This window comes from Mesorhizobium sp. WSM4822 (assembly GCF_055811155.1).
In genome coordinates, this window is the sequence record NZ_JBVVQM010000001.1 from 18757 (window position 1) to 38693 (window position 19937).

The window sequence follows — 19937 nt, forward strand, 5'->3', positions numbered from 1 at the left end:
TGGTCTATTCCGCCGGAGCCGTCAGCGGCGGCGTGGCGTGGCTGCGCCCTTCCCAGACATAGGATGCCAGCGCCACCGCGACGGCGACCAGCATGGCTATGGCGCCCAGCAGCGGCAGGCTGCGGTAGCCATAGCCGCTGTTCAGCATCGCGGCGCCCAACGACGCGGCCAGCGCGATGCCGACATTGAAGCCGGACGGAATGAGCGACGAGGCGAGGTTCGAGGCGTCCGCCGTCCAGGCCAGGATGCGGGTCTGGATCGGTGTGCCGATGGCGAAGTTGAGGCCGCCCCAGACGACGATCGCCACAACCATCGGCAGGGGATAGGGGCTGACGGCGTAGATGACGGCCAGCGTCACCGCCTGCAGGGCCAGCATGGTGATCAATGACGGCATCAGCTTCCAGTCGGACAGCTTGCCGCCGAGGAAGACGCCGAGCGTGGCGCCGACGCCGTTGAGCAGCAGCACCCACGGCACCAGGTTCTCGTCGAGCCCGGTGACCTCCAGCAGTGTCGGGGTGATGTAGGTGAACAGGCCGAACTGGCCGATCATCAGCATCAGCATCAGGATCAGCGAAGTCCAGACCTGCTGGCGGGCCAGCACACGGACCTCGCGGGCGAAACCGGCGGGCCTGGCCGATGAGCCGGTGGTGCGCGGCAACAGGGCTGCCATGGCAAGCGTCGCCGCCACGCCGAGCGCGCACATCACCCAGAAGGTGGCGCGCCAGCCCCAGATGTTGCCGATCGCGGTGCCGGCCGGCACGCCGATGACGTTGGAGACGGTGAGGCCAGACAGGATGACGGCGACAGCCATGCCGCGCTGGTCCTCGCGCACGAGACCGACGGCGACGACCATGGCGACGCCGAAATAGGCGCCATGCGCGACCGCCACGGCAATGCGCAACAGTAGCATCGAGGTGAAGTCGGGCGCCAGCGCGCAAGCCGCCTGGCCGATGGTGAAGGCGATGGCGAGGCCGAGCAGCAGGCTCTTGCGCGACAGCGACTTGGTGGCGAGCGCCAGCAGTGGACCGCCGATGGCGATGCCGCAGGCATAGCCGGAGACGAGATAGCCGGCCGAGGGAACCGAGACACCGAGCCCCTCCGCCACTTGCGGCAGCACGCCGGCAATGACGAATTCAGTGGTGCCGAAGGCAAAGGCGGCGATGAACAGCGCAATGAGCGGAAGCGACATGGGGAAGCCTTAGCTGGAACGGCCTCAAACCACGGATGAGCGTCGCGGGCAATCCAGAAATTTTTGTCGCGAGTTTAGGTTTTCTTCAGTGGGGGCGCGAGGCGATGAAGCGCCAATCTCCCTCACGAGGGGAGATCGGCTGCTTCTCAGCTCGCCTTCAACCTGGATCCAGTCAGCAGACCGCGCTCTTCGAGCACCGGATAGGCCATCGAGGCCAGCAGCGAATTGATCTGCTTCAGGTCGCGGATGGTGTCGAGATGGATCGAGCTGGTCTCGACGCTCTTGGCAGTGCCGTCGCGCAGGCGCACGAAATGGCTGGCGCTGGTTTCTTTTTCGCGGTCGCGAAGCCGGTCTTTTTCCAGCACCAACTGGCGGGCGGTCTCGGGATCGCGCGACACCAGAACGTTGAAGGCAAGCCGCGCATTGGCCAGCACCGAGCTATGGAAGGCGCACAGCTCGGCCCAGCCCTCGTCGGTGAATTCCAGTCCGCGCTCGAACTTCTTTTTCACATGCACCAGCATGTTGCGCACGATGATGTCGCCGACCTGCTCCAGCTTGACGCAGGCGCCGATCAGCTCCTGGCAGCGCAGCGCCTCGTCCTCGGTCAGCGCGTTCCTGGTCAACTTGGCGAGGTAGAGCTTGATCGCGGCGTGCTTGCGGTCGACGCGGTCGTCGAGTGCGGCCAGCGCTTTAATCTTGTCGGCGTCGGCGCTTTCATAGAGTTCGATGATGCGCTTGAGCATGATCTCGATCGTCTCGCAGACCCGCACCACCTCGCGGGTGGCATTGGCAAGCGCCTGGCTCGGCACGTCGAGCGCGCTTTCGTTGAGCGCGGACAGCTCGACGACGTCAAGCGAGGCGGCCGGCACGGGCTTGGTGCCAAGTGCGACGATCTTCTCCGAAGCGCGGTAGACAAACCCTGCCAGCGGCAGGCCGGCGAGCAGGATCAGCACATTGAACAGGATGTGGGCATTGACGATCTGGTCCGCCGCCGTCGAACCGAGAAAGGCGAAGTGCGGCCTGAAGATCATGACCAGGATCAGGATGACAAGCGAACCAAGCCCGCGCATCAGGAGGTTGCCGATCGGCACGACGCGCACCTCGGGGCTCGACGAGCGGGTCAGCATCGGCGCGATGATCGAGGAGCCGAGATTGACGCCGAGGATAAGAACAACGCCGAGTTCAGGCGTGATCAGGCCGCGGCCCGCCAGCGTCGCCATCAACAGCACCGCCGCGATGCTCGACTGGAACAGCCAGGTGATCAGCGCCGCCAGCAGATAGGCGGTGATGGAATCGGTCGAGAAGTAGTTGATGATGACCGGCATGAGCTGGCTGTTGCGCAGCGGCTCAGACGCCTGTCCGATCATCTCCAGCGACAGGATCAAAAGGCCGATGCCGACCAGAATGCGGCCGGTCTGGCGCCAGTCGCGCCGCTCGGTGGCCATGAACATGACCGTGCCGGTGATCAGGCACAGCGGCACCAGCAAGGTGAGGTCGAAGGTCAGCAGCTTGACCACCAGCGCAGAGCCGATCTCGGCGCCGCGCACTGCCAATTGGCCCGCGGCGCCCGAGACGATGCCAGAGCCGGCGAAGGAGCCGACCAGCAGCGTGACGGCGGTGGAGCTTTGCAGGGCGATGGCAAGGCCGGTGCCGGCCAGCACCGCCATGATCGGATTGCGCATGGTGGCGCGCAGGCGATGGCGCAGCACGTCGCCATAGGCGCGTTCGACGCCGGTCTTCACCATGCGGGTGGCAAACAGCATCAGCGCCACGGCGCCGGCCAGATGCAGAAGGACGACGGACCCGCTCATTTCGTCCCCCGCATGCAAACAGGATGCGCGTCCTGTTTGGCGTGGCGATCAGAAGGGAAAACGAGGGTACGAATCATGTTCATGGCGGTGGCTTATAATAGCTCGAATATTTTAGCCGGATAATAAAATCTTGTCGATTTCAAGGGCCGTTGCAGCGCGACGGGCGGTGTCGGAAAATGGACGGACGCGCAAATGGTTGCATTGCGGGGCGGGCGCGAAGCAACGGATAGGCCGAGTTAGCAGCGCGACAGACTCCTGACCTTTGCGATTATGTTCAGCTCTATCGGGTAAATCAAGGAATTCATTACGCAATTGTAATGCAGGCGTTCAGTTTCGGTTCATCGGTGGCCCGCTATTCCTCTGGCATCGACAACCAAGGAGACTTCTCTTGAAACGCATTGTCCTTTCCGCACTCGCTTTCTCGATGCTGGCCGCTACGTCGCTCACCGGCCAAGCCGCACCGCTGAACGCACCGAACGCTCCGCAGTCGAACTACAGCCAGGTCGACTGGCAAAAGCCCACCAATAGGGATGTCAAGAAGCGCTTCATCCAGAAGCGCGTCATCCATAAGAAGGTCATCGTGAAGCGCAACAACTGGCGCAACGGGCACAAATATTCAGGCTGGAGACAGCACCAGCCGATCCGCGACTACGGCCGCTACGGCCTGCATCGTCCCGGCCGCGGCCAGGAATGGATCCGCGTCGGCAACGACTATGTGTTGGTCGGTGTGCTCTCCGGCGTCATTTTCGGCGCGCTTGCCGCGCACTGATCGCTCCCCAGGCGGATATTGGAAAGAGGCGGCCCGCAACGGCCGCCTCTTTTGCCTGTGGAAACCGGGTATGGCCCGCATTAAGGGTCGTCGGATTTCGCGGGTATGATTATATAATCGGGAAACGAGTTCCCCGATGCGCTTTCCACCCGCCTTCCTCGACGAGATACGCGACCGCGTGCCGATTTCATCGGTGATCGGCCAGCGCGTTGCGTGGGACAGGAAGAAAACCAACGCGCCGCGCGGCGACTATTGGGCCTGTTGTCCGTTCCACGGCGAGAAGAGCCCGTCCTTCCACTGCGAGGACAAAAAGGGCCGCTACCACTGTTTCGGCTGTTCGGTTTCGGGCGATCATTTCAAGTTCCTCACCGAACTCGACGGGATGAGCTTTCCCGAAGCGGTCGAAAAGATCGCCGACATGGCCGGTGTGCCGATGCCGGTTCGCGATGCGCAGGAGGAGCGGCGCGAAAAGGAACGCGCCAGCCTGACAGACGTCATGGAGATGGCCACCACCTTCTTCCAGGAACGGCTGCAGGGGCCGGAAGGCGCCAAGGCGCGTGCCTATCTGCGCGACCGCGGACTGACGCCGGCGACGCAGCAATCGTTCCGGCTCGGTTTTGCGCCCGACAGCCGCAATGCGCTGAAGGAGCATCTCGCCGCCAAGGGCGTGCCCAAGGCCGACATCGAGGCTTGTGGACTGGTGCGCCACGGTGACGACATCCCGGTTTCCTATGACTGGTTCCGTGACCGCATCATGTTCCCGATTCCGGATTCCCGGGGCAAGATCATCGCCTTCGGCGGCCGTGCTTTGCAGCCGGACGCGCTGGCCAAATACATGAACTCGCCTGACACCGAGCTCTTCCACAAGGGCAACGTACTCTATAATTTCGCCCGCGCCCGCAAGGCCTTGGCCAAGGGCGGCACGGTCATCGCCGTCGAAGGCTATATGGACGTGATCGCGCTGGCGCAGGCCGGCTTCGAGAATGTCGTGGCGCCGCTCGGCACCGCGCTTACCGAGAACCAGCTCGAACTGCTCTGGCGCATGGCGCCGGAGCCGATGCTGTGCTTCGACGGCGACAAGGCCGGGCTTAAGGCAGCGTGGCGGGCCGCCGATATGGCGCTGCCATCTGTGCAGGCCGGCCGTTCGGCGCGCTTCGCGCTGCTGCCGGAAGGCAAGGATCCCGACGATCTGGTCAAGGCCGAAGGACCGGATGCGTTTCGTCGGGTTCTGGCCGAGGCGCGGCCGCTGGTCGACCTTTTGTGGATGCGTGAGACGGCGGGCGGCGTCTTCGATACGCCGGAGCGGCGGGCCGAACTCGAGAAGACGCTGCGCGAACTGACCAGCCGCATCCGCGACGAAAGCCTGCGCTACCACTACCAGCAGGAGATGCGCGAGCGTGTGCTGAGCTTCTTCGGCTCGCAGCGCAGTGGGCGTCAAGGTCGGCAGGACTGGAAACAGGGCCAGGGCAAGACGGCCGCGCCCGGCGGGCAGTTCGCCAAAGGCGGTGGCGGCCGCATTGCGATCACCGAAAGCCTCGGCCAGTCGGCTTTGGTCAAACGCGGCGGCGAGGGGATGTCGGTGCGCGAGGCGACGATCATCGTGGCGTTGATCAACCATCCGGCGCTGATCGACGAGAATTTCGCCCATATCGAGTTCCTCGATCTCGCCAACTCCGACCTGAGGCGGCTGCATGCGGCAATCCTCGATGCGATGGCGCATGACATGGCCAATGACCGTCAGGCGGTGATTGCGACGATCGAACGCGCCGGCTGCGCCGAGATCTGGGAGCGGGCCGTCGGGCTGATCCGGCGGATGCGGCAATGGCCGGCGCTGGAGACCGCCGCCCTTGAAGATGCCCGCGATGCTTTCAGCCAGGCGCTGCACTTGCAGCGCAGCGCGCGCACCTTACATAAGGAGCTGAAACAGGCGGAAGCGGCGCTCGCCACCGATCCCACAGACGAAAACTACCGGCATCTGATCGAAATTCAGGCGCAATTCCAGGATGTGCAGGCCACGGAAGCGCTGATCGAAGGGTTTGGCGTCTCCTCGGGCAGGGCTGGGCGAGCTTAGTTGGAAGCGAGTGAATTGAGAAAGCGTCGTTGCGCGTCCAAATGGCGCGTAACGGGCTAAGTCGGGTAATTGATTCGCTTTTTTCATGCGAATCATGCGAGAGGCGCTTGACCTTCTGGCAGATTGGCGGAATCAGGACGATTCGAAACGTTAACCCGAACCCGCGTCGACGGGAAATAAGCGATGTGAGGTACTGGTCACTGGACAGGCAGCCCGCCTGCCACAGATATCAGGGTTAATCTGGACTTAATGCATGTCGCCCAAAAGGGGAAACCGATTTGGGCAACGACATACACCAAACGAAACGAGTTGATGCAGTTACTGGCCCGGTGAAGCGCGTTTCATAAGCGAGCGCATCCGATTTGACTGGTCCGACAGCTTACGCGGCTTTGAAGTTCGGCCGCTAGGAGAAGATAAAGACTATGGCGACAAAGGAAAAGGAAGAGGTCGAAACCGAACGCGAAGGCGCCACCGATGGCCCTCTGCTCGACCTTTCCGATGATGCTGTCAAGAAGATGATCAAGGCCGCCAAGAAGCGCGGCTATGTCACCATGGACGAGCTGAATTCGGTGCTGCCCTCAGAGGAAGTGACCTCCGAGCAGATCGAGGACACGATGGCGATGCTGTCCGACATGGGCATCAACGTGGTCGAGGACGACGAGCAGGGCGAGGAGCCCGAGGCCGCCGACACCGCGGCCGATGCCGAGGAAGACGCCAACGAGTTGGCTGAGCAGACCGGCACCGCGGTCGCCGCCACCACCACCAAGAAAGAACCGACCGATCGCACCGACGATCCGGTGCGCATGTATCTGCGCGAGATGGGCTCGGTCGAGCTGTTGTCGCGCGAGGGCGAAATTGCCATCGCCAAGCGCATCGAGGCCGGCCGCGAGACGATGATCGCGGGTCTGTGCGAAAGCCCGCTGACCTTCCAGGCCATCATCATCTGGCGCGACGAACTCAACGAATCCAAGATCCTGCTGCGTGAGATCATCGATCTCGAAGCCACCTATGCCGGCCCCGAGGCCAAGCAGGCGCCGGTGGTCGAGCGCGTCGAGGAAGCCAAGGTCGAGGACAAGCCGCGCCGTTCGCGCGACGACGAAGACGACATCACCAATGTCGGCGCCGATACGCGTGGGCTGACGGATGACGACGACGAAGACGAGGACGAAGCGAGCCTGTCGCTGGCCGCGATGGAAGCGGAACTCCGCCCGCAGGTGATGGAGACGCTCGACGTTATCGCCGACACCTACAAAAAGCTGCGCAAGCTGCAGGACCAGCAGGTCGAGAACCGTCTGGCCGCCGCCGGCACGCTGTCGCCCAGCCAGGACCGCCGGCTGAAGGAGCTCAAGGACCAGCTGATCAAGGCGGTGAAGTCGCTGTCGCTCAACACGGCGCGCATCGAGGCGCTGGTCGAGCAACTCTACGACATCAACAAGCGCCTGGTGCAGAACGAAGGCAAGCTGCTCAGGCTGGCCGAAAGCTACGGCGTGCGCCGCGAAGAGTTCCTGAAGGAATATCAGGGTTCCGAGCTCGACCCGAACTGGACGCGCTCGATCGGCAATCTGACCTCGCGCGGCTGGAAGGAATTCACCAAGAACGAGAAGGATGCGATCAAGGACCTGCGCGCCGAGATCCAGAACCTCGCCACCGAAACGGCGATCTCGATCCTGGAATTCCGCAAGATCGTCAATCAGGTGCAGAAAGGCGAGCGCGAAGCGGCGATCGCCAAGAAGGAAATGGTCGAAGCCAATCTGCGCCTCGTCATCTCCATCGCCAAGAAATACACCAATCGCGGCCTGCAGTTCCTCGACCTGATCCAGGAAGGCAATATCGGCCTGATGAAGGCGGTCGACAAATTCGAATACCGCCGCGGCTACAAGTTCTCGACCTATGCGACGTGGTGGATCCGGCAGGCGATCACGCGTTCGATCGCCGATCAGGCGCGCACCATCCGTATTCCGGTGCACATGATCGAGACGATCAACAAGATCGTGCGCACCTCGCGCCAGATGCTGCACGAGATCGGCCGTGAACCGACGCCGGAAGAACTGGCCGAAAAGCTCGCCATGCCGCTCGAAAAGGTGCGCAAGGTCCTGAAGATCGCCAAGGAGCCGATCTCGCTCGAAACGCCGGTCGGCGACGAGGAGGATTCGCATCTGGGCGATTTCATCGAAGACAAGATGGCGATCCTGCCGATCGACGCGGCGATCCAGGCCAATCTGCGCGAGACCACCACGCGCGTGCTGGCCTCGCTGACGCCGCGCGAGGAGCGCGTGCTCAGAATGCGCTTCGGTATCGGCATGAACACCGACCACACGCTGGAAGAAGTCGGCCAGCAGTTCTCGGTCACCCGCGAGCGTATCCGCCAGATCGAAGCCAAGGCGCTGCGCAAGCTCAAGCACCCGAGCAGGTCGCGCAAGCTGCGCAGCTTCCTGGATAGCTGAGACTTACCGATGCAAAGAGTTCAAGGGCGCCGATGGCGCCCTTTTTTGTTGTGCGACGCACTCTTGCGGGCGAGACCCTTCGGGAGGATAATTCGGTGTCGGATGCATTTTCTGGGCGACAACCCGGATGCCCGCCCCGGCGAAGCCGCCGTGCTCCGTGGCCCCGGAGGGAGGTGTGCCATGACAAGCTACATCGTGCTGATGAACTGGACGGAGCAAGGTGCCAGGAACATACGCGAGTCACCGAAGCGGCTCGACGCCGCCAGAAGGCAACTGGGAGACATGGGCGGATCGTTCAAGACGTTCTACCTGACCATGGGCGAATACGATATGGTGGCTGTGGTCGAAGCGCCCGACGACGCCGTGCTGGCGCGCTTCTCGCTGATGCTGGCGGCAGCGGGCAATGTCAGGACGCGGACGCTGAAGGCCTTTCCCGAATTAGCCTACCGCGAGATCATCACCTCGCTCGGATAAAGGAATCGGCAGGGTTTCTCGAAGTCGCTGGTTGGTGCCGGCCTGGTGGCGCTTTGCCGCAAGACGGGGCGCTTCGCCGTGATAGAATGCGGCCGGGGAGATCGCGATGAAGAAGGTTTCGATATTGGTCGCGAGCTTTGCCGCTTTGTCGTCGCTGCCGTTTTCCGCCGGCGCCAGTGCGCAAAAACCGGTCGGCATGGCCAATCCGGCATCCGTCCATTGTGGCGATATCGGCGGGCGCCTGGTGATCAGGAAGGACAAGGCCGGTAATGAATATGGATTCTGCGGCTTGCCCAATGGGCGCCTTTGCGAGGAGTGGGCGCTGTTTCGCGACAACAAGTGCGTCGGGCCGAAGGTGGCCATGCGCCGCAAGTGACACACCTGCCATCATAGGGTGAGATCATGTCCGAACCGCATTCCCATTCGCATCTGTGGCCCGGCGTGCCGCTCGCGCTTGGCTCGGCCGTCCTGTTCGGGGCGACGCCACCGCTCAGCAAGCTGCTGCTCAATGGCGTCAATCCCTTCATGCTGGCCGGGCTGCTCTATCTCGGTGCCGGTCTTGGCCTCGCTCTGTACCGCCTGCTTCGGGGCAGGCAGGCCGCGGCCGGGGAGGCGCAACTGACCGCTGGGGATATTCCCTGGCTGGCGCTGGCGATCGGCATGGGCGGCGTTATCGCGCCGGTGCTGCTGATGTTCGGCTTGACCCTCAACACGGCTTCCAGTTCGGCGCTGCTGCTCAACCTGGAAGGGCTGGCGACGATGGCGATCGCCTGGCTCGTCTATCGCGAGAATGTCGACCGGCGCCTGCTTTTTGGCGCCTTCGCCATTCTGGCGGGTGCCATTCTTCTGTCGTGGCAAGGTGAGGGCGTCGCCTTCAACCGTGGCGCCCTGATGGTGGCGGGGGCTTGTCTGGCCTGGGGGATCGACAACAATTTCACGCGCAGGATCTCCGCCACCGACCCGGTGGTGATCGCCATGCTCAAAGGGCTGGTGGCGGGTGTCGTCAATGTCGGGCTGGCGCTTGCCGGCGGGGCCTTGTTTCCCCCGGCGTCGGTCATTGCAGCGACCGCCGCAGTCGGTTTCTTCGGCATTGGGGTCAGCCTGGTGATGTTCATCGTGGCGCTGCGTCATCTGGGCACCGCCCGGACAGGGGCCTATTACTCGCTCGCTCCCTTCATCGGCGCGTTGCTGGCAATCGCCATCCTGGGTGACGCCGTCACGCTCAAGCTTGCGGCCGCCGGAGTTCTGATGGGCGTTGGCCTATGGCTGCATTTGTCGGAACGCCATGAGCATGAGCACGACCATGAGGAACTGGAACACGAGCACAGCCATGTGCATGACGAGCACCACCAGCACCATCATGACGGGCCGGTGAGCGAGCCGCATTCGCACTGGCACCGGCATGCCCCGATGCGCCACCGGCATCCGCATTATCCCGACCTGCACCACAGGCATGGCCACGGATAGATGCTGACCGTCTGGTACAACACGCGCTGCCCGGTCTGCGATGCCGGTATCAGCAGGCAGAAGCGGCGGCTGATCGAGGCGGTCAAGGCCGGGCGGATCGAGTTCCGAGACATCAATCTTGAACCGGCAGCGCTTGCCGGACATGGCGCGTCGCTTGAGGACATCCGCCGCCGGCTTCACGCCACCGATGCGGCGGGCAGGCTGCTGGTCGGCGCCGACGTTGCCATCGCCGTGTGGAAGGTCACGCCGGGCGAAGGCTGGCTGGCGATGGTGTTCGGCAATCCGGTTGCCTTGCCGGTGACACGCTTTGCCTACGACCGCTTCGCCGATCTTCTCTATGCCTGGAACCGCCGCAAGGGTCGCTGGTAGCGGTTCGTCATTGATGACCGCAGGGCAAAAGGTCCGGAGGACATCTCCGGACCTTTTTCGTGCGCGCTATCGGCTGGCCGGCTTGCACAGCGCGCCGACGATGCGGCGCACTATCGGCAGCACCAGCAGCAGCGTCGGAAACGCCACCAACCACGACAGACCCCAGGCGGTCAGCCAGATGGACGGCAGCTCGGGGTGGAAGCCAAGGCTTTTCAACGTCGAGATCAACGAGACGATGAAGGTCATCAACAGCGACAGCACCAGCGGGCTGAGAACAGCGGCATAGCGCGCAGGCAGTTTCCTGCGCTGATATCTTGCATTCATTTCGGGTGTTCCCTGAAAGTGTCCGGTCCGTCGCATTGGCATCCATTCGCCGTGGCCGGCAAAATTGCCCGGAAGACCGGGTTGGATGCGTTGCTTGACGTCAGACGCTTACGGAGCAGCCGAGGCGCTCGCCGGCCTTCTAGCGGCACGTTCCGGTGAAAGCAAGCCTCTGGCGCCTCATTCAGATACATCGTAAGATATATCTTGACTCCATCGATTGGTTTGCCTAATTAAGATATATCGTAAGATACAACTCAAGGAGCAATCAATGCACAAACATTTTGGGAACAGTCATTTCGGCGAGCGCATGTTCGTGCACATGGCCGGCAAATTCGGTGGCAGAGGGGGCGGCGGCTTTGGCCCGTTCGGACACGGCGGTCGCGGTGGCGGGCGCGGCGGCCCGGGCGACATGTTCCGCGCCGGGCGCATGCTGGCCGACGGCGACCTCAAGCTGATCACGCTGTCGCTGCTGGCCGAGGCGCCGCGCCACGGCTACGACATCATCAAGGCCCTGGAAGAGCGCACCAGCGGCATCTACAGCCCGAGCCCGGGCGTGGTCTACCCGACGCTGACCTTCCTGGAAGAGGCCGGCTATGCCGCCTCCGCCGCCGACGGCAACAAGAAGGTGTTTTCGATCACCGAAGCTGGCCAGGCGCATCTCGCCGACAACCGCGAGATGATCGATGGCGTGCTCGACCATCTCGAGCGCTTCGGCCGCAAAATGGCCAAGGCGCGCGACTGGTTCGGCTGGAACGACGAGAGTGAAGAGGGCGGGCGTCGTGGCGGCCGGGGTAGCCGCGGGGATCGTTCGGAAGCGCGCGACGAATTCCGCGCAGTCCGCCACCGACTGCGCGCGGCTCTGGGTGACTTCGTCGACGCCCCGGCCGACAAGCAGGCCGAGGCGATCGCCATCCTCGAAGCCGCCGCCGAGGCGCTGGAAGCGCTGTCGCGCAAGTAAGCTCGTCCAGCCGACCGGACGCAGCCCTTGCCCGCTGGGCCAAGGACCGATAGTGAAATTCATCCCGCGTCACTCTACATGGTGCGGGATGAATGCTGTTGGAGGAAGCCCGATGTCTTTTCTGAAGCGTCTTTTCGGCGGTGGCGCCAGCGGAGCCGAAACGGCTGGACCAACAAGTGCAGCGCCAGCTAAGCAGGTCGAGCACAAGGGCTTCCTGATCAGCGCCACGCCCTACAAGGCGGATGGCCAATACCAGACGTGCGGCGTCGTCTCCAAGGAGATCGACGGTGTGGTGAAGGAACACAAATTTATCCGTGCCGACCGTTTCGCCGGGCTCGACGACGCCGTCGACATCTCGATCAAGAAGGGCATCCAACTGGTTGATGAGCAGGGCGACCGGATTTTTGGGTAGATCACGCCAGCAGGTCCATGCGGGCCTTTGCGCCACGATGGACCTCTCGGTCCGGGTTGACCTACGACCGCCGGCGGATCAACTCGTCCTGGCGAGGATCGATCGTCATCAGGCGGGTCCTGGCCTCGATCAGATGCCTTCTCGCGGCCCTTATCCGGCCGCACAATGCCAGATTAAGAGCGACGCCGCCTTCCTCGTCGAGCAAGTCATTCGCGCGCTTCAGAGAGTGCTCAGCTCTCCTTATGCGCAGTCTGGCGTTGGCCGCTTCGATGCTGTGAATTTCAATCATTGTGCCGCGTCCTTTGCGGTTCCGGTCCCTTCACGGATTAAACCGCCGCTGATCATATTGGTTCCGGTGCTGTGACCATTCTGCGGCCGCCCCTATTTCGTTGTGGTGTTGAATTCACGGTTCGCCGCATAATCGATGACGAAGGTGCCCTCGGGAGCGCGAACGCCCTGCTTCACATTTGATATAGTCACCGTTGTGGTAAGTCCCTTCTCGTCGGTGAGGCTCCATCTGCGCAGATCGAGCGATTTTCTGTCGAACACTATGGAGATGTTCGAGTTGCCGAAAGCCGATCTGTCGGCCAGCTTGACGGTAACTTGGGCGCCGTCGTCCCTGATGCTCTTGAGGCGACTGCCGGAGAAGTCGACCTTGTTGTCGAGCAACAGCTTGAGCGGCGTCTTCGAGAGAGCATAGAGCCGCGATGTCTTCAGTTTCCTGTTGTAAACCACCAGGGATTTACCATCTGCAATCACGCTGATCCCAGATTGGCCTGCATAGTTGAACCGGATCTTGCCCGGGCGTTGGAGAAAAAACCTGCCATGTTTTCTTTCCGCTTTCGGGCCTGACTGAACGAAATCCCCTGACATGGATTTCACCGATGAGAAGTGATCGGCAATGGTCTTCGCATCAACCGGCGCGGCCGAAATCGCAATCGTGGACGCGATATTCACCGCGGCAGCGCCGACAGCGGCAAACAAGAAACCCGGCAGCTTTTTGATCCGATAGGCCATTCGACTACTCCTGGCAGACGCGTGATCGAAGGAGATCACGCGTCTTGAGATCAGTAACCGTCCGGGCACCGGGCAACGTAAACCCGGCCGTACCGATCGCGATATCTGCACTGGCCGGCTTCGCTGGCGTGGCCGATGACGGCCCCTGCTATCGCTCCGACCGCACCGCCGACAACCGCCCCTTCCACAGGGTCTCCGGCCACCGCGGCGCCTACGGCCGCGCCTCCCAAGCCGCCGACGGCGGCGCCTTGTTCGGTACGGGAGCACGCCGAGAGCGGGATGAGCAGGCTCAAAATGAGCAGCGTCTTTTTCATCGTTTCTCTCCTGAGGCTACTATTAGCCAAAGCTTAAATGCTTAAGAGAGCTTTTCGATCCATCGACCGTTGCCTGCCATTCAAGCCTGGCCGTGGCGGAGCCGCGCGCCTTCGGCTCAAAATCGTACCCTCACTGGTGGACGGGTGCGCGAAGTCGTCGCTTGGTGCAAACGTGGCCGTGGACTTCCGCACTCGCACAAGGGGGAACGGATGAAACAGGGGACAGGATCCGCGGCGGACCGAACGGGCCAGGCTGATTGCGCGCCTGGCCAGCAAGGTTTGGAAGTCGACCCGGACTAAGCCGGCTGCAGTTCCCTGCGTGGCAGTGGCGGGAACGCGATGGCGATGCCGACCGCGCCGAGCCCGATAAGAGCAGAGCCGATGAACAGCCAGGAATAGTTGGCGTAGGCATCGAACACCATGCCGCCGGCAAGCGGTCCCAGCGCCATGCCGAGGCTGGACAGCATGGTGGCGGCGCCGAACACGGTGCCGAGGATGCGCTGGCCGAAATATTCGCGCGCCAGCACCGCATAGAGCGGCATGACGCCGCCATAGGTGGCACCGAAGATAACGGCCAGCATGTAGAACTGCTCAAGCTGGCTGATCGACAGATAGGCGGCAATGACGATCGCCTGGATCGCCAGGCCCGCGATCAGCACCGGCTTGACGCCCAGCCGGTCGGCCAGTACGCCGTAGAAGAGCCGGCCGCCAAGGCCTGCCAGGCCTTCGACACTGTAGATCGAGACCGCTGCCATGGGGGCGACGCCGCACAGCATGGCATAGCTGACCATATGGAAGATCGGTCCGGAATGCGCCGCGCAGCAGGCAAAGAAGGTCAGCCCGAGCACGATGAATTGCGGCGAGCGCAGCGCCTGGCCGACTGTCAGGCCGGCACCTTCGGCAACCGGCGCGGAGCCGGTGTCGACCAAGACGGGCTTCGGCGGCTGGCGCACCAGCAGCACCGCCGGCAACAGCAGCACCCAGGCGGCAATGCCGATGTCGAACATGGCGGTGCGCCAGTCATAGGCGGAGATCAACCAGCGGGCGAAGGGCGAGATCGTCATCGGCGCCACGCCCATGCCGGCCGAGACCAGTGAGACGGCAAGGCTGCGGTTGGTGTCGAACCAGCCTGTGGTCAGCGCGATCATCGGCGCAAAAAAGGCGCTTGCCGCGAGACCGACCAGCACGCCATAGGTGATCTGGAAACTCAGCAGCGAACCGGCGCGGCTGGCCAGCACCAGCGCCAACCCGAGCAGCACCGCGCCGATCATCACGACGATGCGGGCGCCAAAACGGTCCGATATCGCGCCCCAGGCGAAGCCACCAAGGCCCATCACCAGGAAGTTGAGCGTCATGGCGCTGGAAATGCCGGCGCGCGACCAGTTGGTGTCGATCGCCATCGGCTCCAGGAATATCGCCAGCGAAAACATCGTCCCGATGGCGACGCAGGACATCAGCGCGCCAGCGGCGACGATGACCCAACGATAGGAAAGGCTCATTCAAATCTCCCATGCCTAAAGGCAGCGCTGCGCGCTGCTTGCACCCGAAGGACGCCGGCACCGGGTTCGATCCTACAATCCGGTTGCATTTTTTATCCAGTTTTACGTGACGCCGTTTTCGGCAGCTCAGATCGGCAGTTCCGACGTGTATTTGATCGTCTGGCTGGGGACGTCGGTCTTGACGTTCTGCACGCCCTTGATGCGGCTCAGATGCTCCGACTGGAAGCGGCGGTAATCGTCGATACCGGCCGCCACCACGCGCACCATGGCGTCGCAATCGCCGAGCATCAAATAGCACTCCATCACCTGCGGCAGCTTGGCGACTTCGGTGGCGAAATGCTCGATCGTGTCCTCATCCTGCGTTTTCAGCCAGATGCGGGTGAAGAAGGTGAGGCCCTTGCCGATGCTGCCGGGGTTCAGCACTGCGACGTAGCGATCGATGATGCCGGCTTCCTCCAGCAGCTTCACGCGCCGCAGGCAAGGCGAGGGCGACAGGCCGACCTCTTTGGCCAGATCGTTGTTGGCCATGCGGCCGTCGCGCTGCAGCGCCCGCAGGATCCGCTTGTCGATCTCATCCAGCTTCATGGCTCTAGATTCCATCTATTTTGAAATTAATGGCACTCAATGCCGAACCTAGTTGAAGTACAACAATATTCGCAACCATATTGCGGAGAATTGTGGGTATGTTTGCCGCCAGTATCATGAGAGTTCAAACGCAGGGCAGCGGCGGCCGCGAGGCGCGCCAGTGGAGACACATGAGCATTTCACAGGCAGTCGAGGCGGCGGGCAATGGTTCGCGATCCGAATTCCGCCGTGGCGTGGCGTCCTGCGCGCCGGTGCTGTTCGGCACCATACCCTATGCGCTGGTGCTCGGCGCCCAGGCCACGCAAAAAGGGCTGAGCACGGTCGAACTGTCCGCGATGACAGGGCTGAATTTCGCCGGCGGTTCGGAATTCGCGGCGATCCAATTGTGGACGTCGCCGCCGCACATCGTGCTCATCGTCGCCATCACCTTCCTGGTCAACAGCCGTCATTTGCTGATGGGTGCGGCACTGGCGCCGTTCCTGCGCCACCTGCCGCGGCGCAAGGTGTTTCCGGCGCTTTTCTTTATGTGCGACGAGAGCTGGGCGCTGGGCCTGGCCGATGCCAGACAGCGCACTGCTGCCGGCATCATGCCGGCCTTCAGCCCGCGCTACTATATGGGCGCGGCGCTGGCGATGTATCTCACCTGGGTGGTCTTCACCACGCTGGGTGCCTTGCTCGGTCCGATGCTCGGCGACGTCGGGGCCTATGGTTTCGACATGGCGTTCCCGGCTGTCTTCCTGGTGCTGATGCGCGGCATGTGGACGGGGATGGCGGCGGCGCGACCCTGGCTGGTCAGCCTGGTCGTGGCGGCACTGGTCTATCTCTTCGTTCCCGGCGCCTGGTATGTCGCCGCGGGCGCCATGTCGGGTCTGGTCGCGGCCTGGCTGATGGCGAGTGATGCATGATCGATGCAACGACCTTTTTCACCATCGTGCTGATGGCCGGCGTCACTTATCTCACGCGTATCGGCGGCTATGTCGTGCTGCGCAACCGTACGCTCAGCGGGCGTGCCACGGCTGTGATGGAAGCTGCGCCCGGTTGCGTGCTGATTGCGGTCATCGCACCGGCCTTCGTGTCGAAGTCCCCGGCGGATATTCTGGCGCTGGCTGTTACGCTGGTGGCCGCCACGCGGCTTTCCATGCTGCCGACTGTGCTGATCGGAGTCGCTTCGGCGGGGTTGCTCAGGCATTTCATCGGCTAGAAAGGCAGCGGCCAGTTGGCTCAGAGGCTCTTTGGCCACTGTTGGGCGGCATGTATGACGGTAAGTATTTCGACGGCATCTTCGCTTACGCGATAGGGGACGATATATGGGATATCGGCCAAAACGAGTTCTCGCGTCGCCTTGATGCGTCCAACGCGACCCATAGCCGGCTGTTCGGTAAGCAACTCCGCTGCGGACAAGATGCGCCCAATGACACGGGCGGCAGCTTCGGGACTGTCTTTCTCGATATGCGCGCCGATTTCGCCAAGCCGACGCAAAGCCCGCTTGGTCCAACGGATTGTCTTGCGGCTCATGGATCAGCCGGCGGGCTTGACGTATTTCCCGATCACGGCGGCCAACTCTTGTTCGCTGGCGAACTCACCGCGCTCGGCCTCGGCCAATCCGGCCTCTATCTCAGCGAGTTGCCACTCTTGACGAGCTACAAAGTCTTCGATGGCCTTGGCGGCCACATAAGAGCGCGAGCGATCGAGCTTTTCGGCAAGTTGGTCGAGCCTGTTTGTCGTGTCGTCGGGGAGGCGTACGGTGAAAGCCGTCATGGTTTCGATCCACTTGGTTCATTGTGATTGTGAGTGAACCAAGGTGGATCGTCAAGTCACACCCAAAGGACTCTGGTCGCTTCGCGCTGTTTACTGTCAGGAAAACAAGCGGGGAGCGCATCGAAAAAGGGCGGGCGCCAAGCGCCTGCCCTCCAATTTAAGTCTTTTCCCTATGCGGCAGCCGCGACACCCTGGCTGGCTGCCACCACGGCATCGACCTTGGCGGTCGCCTTGGCGAGCGCTGCGGTCACCGCGTCAGGACCCATGCCGACGCCTTCGATACGGATGACATCGACATCGGTCATGCCGAGGAAGCCGAGCACGCCGCGCAGGTAGGGAATGGCGTGATCGAACTGCACGGCCGCACCTTCGGAATAGATGCCGCCCGAAGCCAGCACGATATAGACCTTCTTGCCGGTGACGAGACCCTTGGGGCCGTTCTCGCCATAGGAAAAGCTCTTGCCGGAACGAGAGATATGATCGACCCAGGACTTCAGCGTCGAGGAGATGTTGAAGTTGATGAAGCCTGTGGCCAGGATCACGGTGTCGGCGGCAAACAGCTCGTCGAGCACGACATCGGAGACGCCGACGACCTCAGCCTGGCGCGCAGTGCGCGCTTCCGCCGGCACGTAGATGCCGCTCGCGTAGTCGGCGTCGATATGAGGGAGCGGATTGGCGACGAGGTCGCGCACGACGAGCGTGTTCGACGGATCGGCGGCGACGAGCTTTTCAGCGAATTCGGTAGCGATGCGGGTCGAATGGGAGGCGGCGCCGCGCGGGCTCGAAGTGATGAGAAGAATGGACATTTTGGGCTCTCCAGCGGTTGGAATGATTTGTCCCGCCAGATATGGGACTTTCGATCCATTCAATAAACTGGTATACTTTCTATACGATCCATCTATAAGTTAGATATCACGATGCAGCCCAATCCGACGCTCGATCAACTTCAGATCTTTGTGACAGTCGCCGAAGCCGGCAGCTTCTCGGCCGCCGGCCGCAGGCTCAACCGGGCACAGTCCGTCATCAGCTACGGCATAGCCAATCTCGAGGCGCAGCTGGGGCTGAAACTGTTCGAGCGCGAGGGTACCCGCGAGCCGCAACTGACCGAGATCGGCCGGGCGATGCTGGAGGATGCGCGGCGCATGATCGGTGTGCTGCAGCGCATCCGCTCGCGCGTCGACGGCCATCATCAAGGGCTCGAGGCTGAAGTCGCGCTGTCGGTCGACGCAGCGTTGCCGTCGCCGGTGCTGGTGCGGGTGCTGAAGGCGTTCGAGGCGCAGTTTCCGACCGTGATGCTGCGCCTGCATATCGGTACGCTCGGCCTGATCCCCGATCATGTCGTCAGCGGGCAGGCCGACCTTGGCATTGGCGGCCTGCTGGGCGATGTCGATGTGCATCTCGTGCGCATCGGCTTCATGTCGATCGTGCTGGCCGCCGCGCCCAGCCATCCGCTGGCCCTGCTGCCGAAGCCGGTGGCGATCGAGGATGCGCGCGAACACACGCAGCTTGTCGTCACCGACCAGTCGGAGCGCACCAAGGGGCGCGACTTCGGCGTCTTCGCCTACCGCACCTGGCGGCTGACGGATGTGCGCACCAAGCATATGCTGATGCGCGAGGGGCTGGGTTGGGGCGGGCTGCCGCGCTGGCTGATAGCAGACGACCTGGCGAGTGGCCGGCTGGTCGAAATCGACCTCGAATCCTTCAGGGAGGTGAGTTCGCCGCTGTTTGCCATGCACCGCAACGATCGCAGCCCGAAGCCCGCGGCGGCCTGGCTGATCGACCAGTTCAAGCGCCAGCTCGGCTGCTTCAACGAGTTCGAACCGGGCGAGGTGCCTGAGGAAGAGACAGGCCATCGATCAGTGCCATGAGCACGGCGCGGTAGTCCTGAACTGACGCACCGGCCTCAATGGCCAAGGCGGCACGATCGAAGGCGGAGCCGAGCAGTGCGGTCAGCGCGTCGGCCGGCAATCTCGTCATCGTCTGCGCCCGCATCGCCGCGACCAGCCCTTCGCGCAGCGAACGGTTGCCGTGGCGGTTGTCGATCGCGTCCATGGCAGCGCGGCCAAGCACGGCCGGGCCGTCGAGCAGCAGCAGCCGCGTGCGGCCGGGCGCGCGCATGGCGGCGAGGTAGGCGTCGGAACCGGCAATGAGTGCGTCGCGGGCATTGAGCGATGGCGGCGAAGCGCGCTCGATCTCCTCAGCCACCGCCATCGCCTCCTGCTCGACCACGGCGGCAAACAGCGCCTGCTTGTCGGCGAAGTGATGATAGAGCGCGCCGCGCGTCACGCCGGCGGCAGCGACGATCTCCGGCGTGCTGGTCTCGGCATAGGATTTTTCGGTGAACAGCTTTCGTGCCGCGGCAATCAGGTCGGCGCGCGTCGCCTCGGTGCGGTCACGGTTGGAACGACGCGCGGAATCGCGTTGCATACATGCAGCCTGTATGTTAATTGAAGTTACATGCAGACTGTATGTTAAT

The 19937-nt window shown here is 62.8% G+C and carries 24 protein-coding genes; 12 read left to right on the top strand and 12 right to left on the bottom strand.

Annotated features, from left to right (window positions below; genetic code table 11):
• Positions 1-4: 4 nt before the first annotated feature.
• Positions 5-1189: an MFS transporter gene (locus AC0L3E_RS00100; protein WP_127321555.1), complete on the bottom strand. Its 1185-nt coding sequence runs from the start codon at positions 1187-1189 to the stop codon at positions 5-7.
• A 146-nt stretch (positions 1190-1335) separates the two neighbouring features.
• Entirely contained in the window at positions 1336-3000 is a 1665-nt protein-coding gene (locus AC0L3E_RS00105; protein WP_127326288.1) for a Na/Pi cotransporter family protein, read from the bottom strand.
• Positions 3001-3388: 388 nt separating this feature from the next.
• Between AC0L3E_RS00105 and AC0L3E_RS00110 the strand changes: the two genes are divergently transcribed.
• The 7 genes from AC0L3E_RS00110 (at position 3389) to AC0L3E_RS00140 (ending at position 10594) form a co-directional block, all read left to right on the top strand.
• Complete coding sequence (locus tag AC0L3E_RS00110) at positions 3389-3769, top strand: RcnB family protein (RefSeq protein ID WP_127270906.1); 381 nt, start codon at positions 3389-3391, stop codon at positions 3767-3769.
• Between the two features lie 136 nt (positions 3770-3905).
• The gene (gene dnaG, locus AC0L3E_RS00115) at positions 3906-5840 is read left to right on the top strand and encodes a DNA primase (protein WP_292459983.1); all 1935 of its coding nucleotides are present in this window, start codon (positions 3906-3908) and stop codon (positions 5838-5840) included.
• A gap of 422 nt (positions 5841-6262) precedes the next feature.
• On the top strand, positions 6263-8284 hold the full coding sequence (gene rpoD, locus AC0L3E_RS00120; protein WP_013530149.1) for an RNA polymerase sigma factor RpoD: 2022 nt from the start codon (positions 6263-6265) through the stop codon (positions 8282-8284).
• A 180-nt stretch (positions 8285-8464) separates the two neighbouring features.
• Entirely contained in the window at positions 8465-8758 is a 294-nt protein-coding gene (locus tag AC0L3E_RS00125; RefSeq protein WP_127396265.1) for a GYD domain-containing protein, read from the top strand.
• A gap of 106 nt (positions 8759-8864) precedes the next feature.
• Positions 8865-9134, top strand: coding sequence for a putative hemolysin (locus tag AC0L3E_RS00130; protein WP_127326289.1), 270 nt, complete (start codon positions 8865-8867; stop codon positions 9132-9134).
• Between the two features lie 26 nt (positions 9135-9160).
• Positions 9161-10225: a DMT family transporter gene (locus AC0L3E_RS00135; RefSeq protein WP_256747976.1), complete on the top strand. Its 1065-nt coding sequence runs from the start codon at positions 9161-9163 to the stop codon at positions 10223-10225.
• Positions 10226-10594, top strand: coding sequence for a thiol-disulfide oxidoreductase DCC family protein (locus AC0L3E_RS00140; RefSeq protein ID WP_127326291.1), 369 nt, complete (start codon positions 10226-10228; stop codon positions 10592-10594).
• 66 nt (positions 10595-10660) lie between these two features.
• Here AC0L3E_RS00140 and AC0L3E_RS00145 read toward each other — a convergent pair whose 3' ends face one another.
• A complete protein-coding gene (locus AC0L3E_RS00145) occupies positions 10661-10918 on the bottom strand; it encodes a DUF2798 domain-containing protein (protein WP_256747974.1) in 258 nt (85 codons plus the stop codon).
• Between the two features lie 268 nt (positions 10919-11186).
• Here AC0L3E_RS00145 and AC0L3E_RS00150 point away from each other — a divergent pair, with 268 nt between their 5' ends.
• Both AC0L3E_RS00150 and AC0L3E_RS00155 read left to right on the top strand, forming a co-directional pair.
• Positions 11187-11876, top strand: coding sequence for a PadR family transcriptional regulator (locus AC0L3E_RS00150; protein WP_473603852.1), 690 nt, complete (start codon positions 11187-11189; stop codon positions 11874-11876).
• A gap of 112 nt (positions 11877-11988) precedes the next feature.
• The gene (locus tag AC0L3E_RS00155; RefSeq protein ID WP_127268097.1) at positions 11989-12288 is read left to right on the top strand and encodes an HlyU family transcriptional regulator; all 300 of its coding nucleotides are present in this window, start codon (positions 11989-11991) and stop codon (positions 12286-12288) included.
• A gap of 61 nt (positions 12289-12349) precedes the next feature.
• Here the strand turns inward: AC0L3E_RS00155 and AC0L3E_RS00160 are convergent, their stop codons facing one another.
• From AC0L3E_RS00160 to AC0L3E_RS00180, 5 genes are all read right to left on the bottom strand, one after another.
• A complete protein-coding gene (locus AC0L3E_RS00160; protein ID WP_473603854.1) occupies positions 12350-12577 on the bottom strand; it encodes a hypothetical protein in 228 nt (75 codons plus the stop codon).
• Positions 12578-12669: 92 nt separating this feature from the next.
• Entirely contained in the window at positions 12670-13305 is a 636-nt protein-coding gene (locus tag AC0L3E_RS00165; protein ID WP_473603855.1) for an outer-membrane lipoprotein carrier protein LolA, read from the bottom strand.
• A 50-nt stretch (positions 13306-13355) separates the two neighbouring features.
• Entirely contained in the window at positions 13356-13619 is a 264-nt protein-coding gene (locus tag AC0L3E_RS00170; RefSeq protein WP_127268100.1) for a YMGG-like glycine zipper-containing protein, read from the bottom strand.
• Between the two features lie 296 nt (positions 13620-13915).
• Entirely contained in the window at positions 13916-15118 is a 1203-nt protein-coding gene (locus tag AC0L3E_RS00175) for an MFS transporter (RefSeq protein ID WP_127326297.1), read from the bottom strand.
• A gap of 126 nt (positions 15119-15244) precedes the next feature.
• Positions 15245-15703: an Lrp/AsnC family transcriptional regulator gene (locus tag AC0L3E_RS00180; protein ID WP_127268102.1), complete on the bottom strand. Its 459-nt coding sequence runs from the start codon at positions 15701-15703 to the stop codon at positions 15245-15247.
• Between the two features lie 170 nt (positions 15704-15873).
• On the opposite strand from AC0L3E_RS00180, the gene AC0L3E_RS00185 reads away from it, so the two are divergent.
• Together AC0L3E_RS00185 and AC0L3E_RS00190 are read left to right on the top strand one after the other, a co-directional pair.
• Positions 15874-16608 carry an AzlC family ABC transporter permease gene (locus AC0L3E_RS00185; RefSeq protein ID WP_127399415.1) on the top strand — a complete coding sequence of 245 codons (735 nt, stop codon included), beginning with the start codon at positions 15874-15876 and terminating at the stop codon, positions 16606-16608.
• On the top strand, positions 16605-16904 hold the full coding sequence (locus AC0L3E_RS00190; RefSeq protein ID WP_127326299.1) for an AzlD family protein: 300 nt from the start codon (positions 16605-16607) through the stop codon (positions 16902-16904). The genes AC0L3E_RS00185 and AC0L3E_RS00190 overlap by 4 nt, the downstream gene beginning before the upstream one ends.
• A gap of 20 nt (positions 16905-16924) precedes the next feature.
• Here the strand turns inward: AC0L3E_RS00190 and AC0L3E_RS00195 are convergent, their stop codons facing one another.
• From AC0L3E_RS00195 to AC0L3E_RS00205, 3 genes are all read right to left on the bottom strand, one after another.
• Positions 16925-17218, bottom strand: a complete 294-nt coding sequence (locus AC0L3E_RS00195) for a type II toxin-antitoxin system RelE/ParE family toxin (protein ID WP_127268105.1) — start codon at positions 17216-17218, stop codon at positions 16925-16927.
• Positions 17219-17221: 3 nt separating this feature from the next.
• On the bottom strand, positions 17222-17461 hold the full coding sequence (locus AC0L3E_RS00200) for a CopG family ribbon-helix-helix protein (protein ID WP_127256140.1): 240 nt from the start codon (positions 17459-17461) through the stop codon (positions 17222-17224).
• Positions 17462-17631: 170 nt separating this feature from the next.
• Positions 17632-18267, bottom strand: a complete 636-nt coding sequence (locus tag AC0L3E_RS00205; protein ID WP_127268106.1) for an FMN-dependent NADH-azoreductase — start codon at positions 18265-18267, stop codon at positions 17632-17634.
• Between the two features lie 111 nt (positions 18268-18378).
• Here AC0L3E_RS00205 and AC0L3E_RS00210 point away from each other — a divergent pair, with 111 nt between their 5' ends.
• Positions 18379-19329, top strand: coding sequence for a LysR family transcriptional regulator (locus AC0L3E_RS00210; RefSeq protein WP_127326301.1), 951 nt, complete (start codon positions 18379-18381; stop codon positions 19327-19329).
• Here AC0L3E_RS00210 and AC0L3E_RS00215 read toward each other — a convergent pair.
• Positions 19268-19888, bottom strand: a complete 621-nt coding sequence (locus AC0L3E_RS00215) for a TetR/AcrR family transcriptional regulator (RefSeq protein ID WP_352582654.1) — start codon at positions 19886-19888, stop codon at positions 19268-19270. The two genes, AC0L3E_RS00210 and AC0L3E_RS00215, sit on opposite strands and share 62 nt — an antisense overlap.
• Positions 19889-19937: the final 49 nt, after the last annotated feature.

Excerpts from the sequence above, each read along its gene's own strand:
- AC0L3E_RS00215 (WP_352582654.1), bottom strand. The coding sequence starts at position 19,888 with ATGCAACGCGATTCCGCGCGTCGTTCCAACCGTGACCGCACCGAGGCG.
- AC0L3E_RS00200 (WP_127256140.1), bottom strand. The coding sequence starts at position 17,461 with ATGACGGCTTTCACCGTACGCCTCCCCGACGACACGACAAACAGGCTC.
- AC0L3E_RS00185 (WP_127399415.1), top strand. The coding sequence starts at position 15,874 with ATGAGCATTTCACAGGCAGTCGAGGCGGCGGGCAATGGTTCGCGATCC.
- AC0L3E_RS00155 (WP_127268097.1), top strand. The coding sequence starts at position 11,989 with ATGTCTTTTCTGAAGCGTCTTTTCGGCGGTGGCGCCAGCGGAGCCGAA.
- dnaG (WP_292459983.1), top strand. The coding sequence starts at position 3,906 with ATGCGCTTTCCACCCGCCTTCCTCGACGAGATACGCGACCGCGTGCCG.
- rpoD (WP_013530149.1), top strand. The coding sequence starts at position 6,263 with ATGGCGACAAAGGAAAAGGAAGAGGTCGAAACCGAACGCGAAGGCGCC.
- AC0L3E_RS00135 (WP_256747976.1), top strand. The coding sequence starts at position 9,161 with ATGTCCGAACCGCATTCCCATTCGCATCTGTGGCCCGGCGTGCCGCTC.
- AC0L3E_RS00150 (WP_473603852.1), top strand. The coding sequence starts at position 11,187 with ATGCACAAACATTTTGGGAACAGTCATTTCGGCGAGCGCATGTTCGTG.
- AC0L3E_RS00160 (WP_473603854.1), bottom strand. The coding sequence starts at position 12,577 with ATGATTGAAATTCACAGCATCGAAGCGGCCAACGCCAGACTGCGCATA.
- AC0L3E_RS00105 (WP_127326288.1), bottom strand. The coding sequence starts at position 3,000 with ATGAGCGGGTCCGTCGTCCTTCTGCATCTGGCCGGCGCCGTGGCGCTG.
- AC0L3E_RS00125 (WP_127396265.1), top strand. The coding sequence starts at position 8,465 with ATGACAAGCTACATCGTGCTGATGAACTGGACGGAGCAAGGTGCCAGG.
- AC0L3E_RS00175 (WP_127326297.1), bottom strand. The coding sequence starts at position 15,118 with ATGAGCCTTTCCTATCGTTGGGTCATCGTCGCCGCTGGCGCGCTGATG.
- AC0L3E_RS00140 (WP_127326291.1), top strand. The coding sequence starts at position 10,226 with ATGCTGACCGTCTGGTACAACACGCGCTGCCCGGTCTGCGATGCCGGT.
- AC0L3E_RS00190 (WP_127326299.1), top strand. The coding sequence starts at position 16,605 with ATGATCGATGCAACGACCTTTTTCACCATCGTGCTGATGGCCGGCGTC.
- AC0L3E_RS00195 (WP_127268105.1), bottom strand. The coding sequence starts at position 17,218 with ATGAGCCGCAAGACAATCCGTTGGACCAAGCGGGCTTTGCGTCGGCTT.
- AC0L3E_RS00180 (WP_127268102.1), bottom strand. The coding sequence starts at position 15,703 with ATGAAGCTGGATGAGATCGACAAGCGGATCCTGCGGGCGCTGCAGCGC.
- AC0L3E_RS00130 (WP_127326289.1), top strand. The coding sequence starts at position 8,865 with ATGAAGAAGGTTTCGATATTGGTCGCGAGCTTTGCCGCTTTGTCGTCG.
- AC0L3E_RS00170 (WP_127268100.1), bottom strand. The coding sequence starts at position 13,619 with ATGAAAAAGACGCTGCTCATTTTGAGCCTGCTCATCCCGCTCTCGGCG.
- AC0L3E_RS00100 (WP_127321555.1), bottom strand. The coding sequence starts at position 1,189 with ATGTCGCTTCCGCTCATTGCGCTGTTCATCGCCGCCTTTGCCTTCGGC.
- AC0L3E_RS00165 (WP_473603855.1), bottom strand. The coding sequence starts at position 13,305 with ATGGCCTATCGGATCAAAAAGCTGCCGGGTTTCTTGTTTGCCGCTGTC.
- AC0L3E_RS00205 (WP_127268106.1), bottom strand. The coding sequence starts at position 18,267 with ATGTCCATTCTTCTCATCACTTCGAGCCCGCGCGGCGCCGCCTCCCAT.
- AC0L3E_RS00210 (WP_127326301.1), top strand. The coding sequence starts at position 18,379 with ATGCAGCCCAATCCGACGCTCGATCAACTTCAGATCTTTGTGACAGTC.
- AC0L3E_RS00145 (WP_256747974.1), bottom strand. The coding sequence starts at position 10,918 with ATGAATGCAAGATATCAGCGCAGGAAACTGCCTGCGCGCTATGCCGCT.